Annotated in this window: 1 protein-coding gene; it reads right to left on the minus strand. The window is 27.5% G+C overall.

The annotated features are described in order from the left end of the window. A partial coding sequence (locus tag ELQ12_RS10490) for a hypothetical protein (protein WP_208379398.1) occupies positions 1-2,264 on the minus strand: 2,264 nt, incomplete at its 3' end. Positions 2,265-2,293: the final 29 nt, after the last annotated feature.

The following is a 2,293-nucleotide window of genomic DNA, read 5'->3' on the forward strand; positions in this document are numbered from 1 at the left end:
TAAAAAGGATTATTAGGAAGTTCATTTGAGCCTGTAAGGAGAGTGGAGTTTAGGAAGATATAAGCTTGATAGTTTTGAAGTTCTTCAAAAGTAACACCTACTTTACTAGCCACTCTTTTATAAATCTCATCACAATCAATCAAATCCCTACAATTAGCAAAAATAAAAACTTCTTCTTTTGATAAATTAACAAATATAGTCGAACTTGAAGAATTAAATTTTACTTTTGTTTTAATGGGTTGGTTTTTATTAAGATAATAACTTGTGCAATTATTTTCATAAATCAAATTAATCATTTGCTTTTTTCTAGCTTGAAAAAAATCCAAATCATTTCTTAAACTAAGACATTTAAAGCAGTCGGAATTATAATTTAAGACTTCCCCTATATTATCTTCTGTAAGTATTTTTTGATTATTTTTATCTTTAACAATAAAAGGCAACCACTTATAAACTGCTTCAGCATGATCTAAATCTTGCTCGAAGTCATTATTAGATAGTTTTTCTAATATAGATTTATCAAGTATTTTTATATAAATTTGCATAGCTTCCAAAACCAAAAAAGAATCAGGAATAACAAATTTATTTACATTTTTATATTCACTTACATAAAACAACTCTTGTATATCTTTATAAATAAGATTAAATTCTTTCTTGTTATATACGCTATTTTTACACAAGTTATTAAAAATTTTATCCAATACTACACTAATATAATTTTGATTTTCATCTTGGATATCTATTTGATCTCCTGATAAAAGCTTATTTTTCTCACTTAAGTCAATTAAATTTTGTGCATAAGAATTTAGATAATCCATAGCACAGGCAATATCCTTTTTAAATTCTTTGATATTTTCATTATTTTTTACTAAATGCTCATAAAAATAACTCGCCCAAACTATATTATACATAAAATGGCTAGTTAGCAAATAATTTTTTTCAAGCTCTCCTATATGAATTAAATGCAACTTGTCTGTATTTTTATAATCAAACTTATCTTTAATATCTAAGCCATATTTATAACCCAAATCAGCTATCACAGATCTTGAGGGCTCTAGTGCTTGTCTATATTCTTGTGAAAAATCTTCTTTATTAGGGATAGGTTTAGCTATAGTTTCTATATGATGTATTTCTATACTTGTTTTACCTTTACTTGCTTGTTTTATATTTAAAGCACATTCATCAAGTCTTTTTTGATCTATTTGTCCTTGTGAATTTTTACATTCTTCGATCAAGCCATCGGTTCCATTTTCTATATTTAAAACTTTAGAGCAATTATCTAAAGTTTTTCTAGTCATACCAAAGCCAAAAAGTTTTTTAATTCCTTTAACTAATAATTTAAAAACAACCCTAACAGCTCTAATAAAAATATTTATAAGACTTGCTACAGCACCTCCTATACCAGCTCCATTATAAGTATAAAGTTTTTGAATATATTTTTTTTGCCCAAAGATACAAAAACATTGAGCCAAATGTCCTCCTAAAGAATGCCCCACAACATCTATTTTAAAATCATCATTCCCATGCTTTTCTCTAATGATTTTTAAAACTTCATTACTATAATTCATCAAAGACACCACTTGTGGAATTCCAAGTCCCAAAGCTATACAACCATCTGTAAAAAATGCATCTTTTAATAGCTGTGTTCCACCTGTTTCAGTGCCACGAAAAGCCAAGATATAAGTATTATCATTTTTACTTGTATCTTTAAAAACAGTATGAGAATAACCACTAATACTAGTATTTTTTACATGATCTATAACTTCATAACGAGATACAAAGTTTTTAGTGCGTGGGCTAAGATGATATCTGAAATTATCAGGATATTCTTTTTGTTCCTTAAAATTTAAAGCCAGTAGATTTTTTTGATCTTTTGCTTCTTTGTCTTCTTTTTTTCTATAAATAAAGCTTTGAGCTTTATTTCCAATAACTTGATCCTCATCTAAAGCTTCATTGTCTTTTCTAGGTTTTTTAAAGACAAGATCAGCAGAAAATCTAGCTTCTATAATGGTAGCATAAGCTGTAGGATCTCCTATTTCACGTTTATTTTTTAAAATTAAACTTTTTGAAGATTCATTTTGAATATGTTTATCTTCTATCTCATACCCTAACTTTATCCCATCTGCATAAAGCCACAAAGGAGGAGTAAAAGCACTATCAAAAAAACCTTTTTCATCATTCTCATCGATTAAATCAAGCATAGCATAACTAGCATCTGCTATATTAGCATAGTCTTTGATTTGAGAGATAAGTTCTTTAGGATTCATCAGTAACTTTGTCCTGTATATTTTTCATC

It is taken from the genome of Campylobacter sp. US25a, from assembly GCF_004379075.1.
Taxonomy (GTDB): Bacteria; Campylobacterota; Campylobacteria; order Campylobacterales; family Campylobacteraceae; genus Campylobacter_D; species Campylobacter_D jejuni.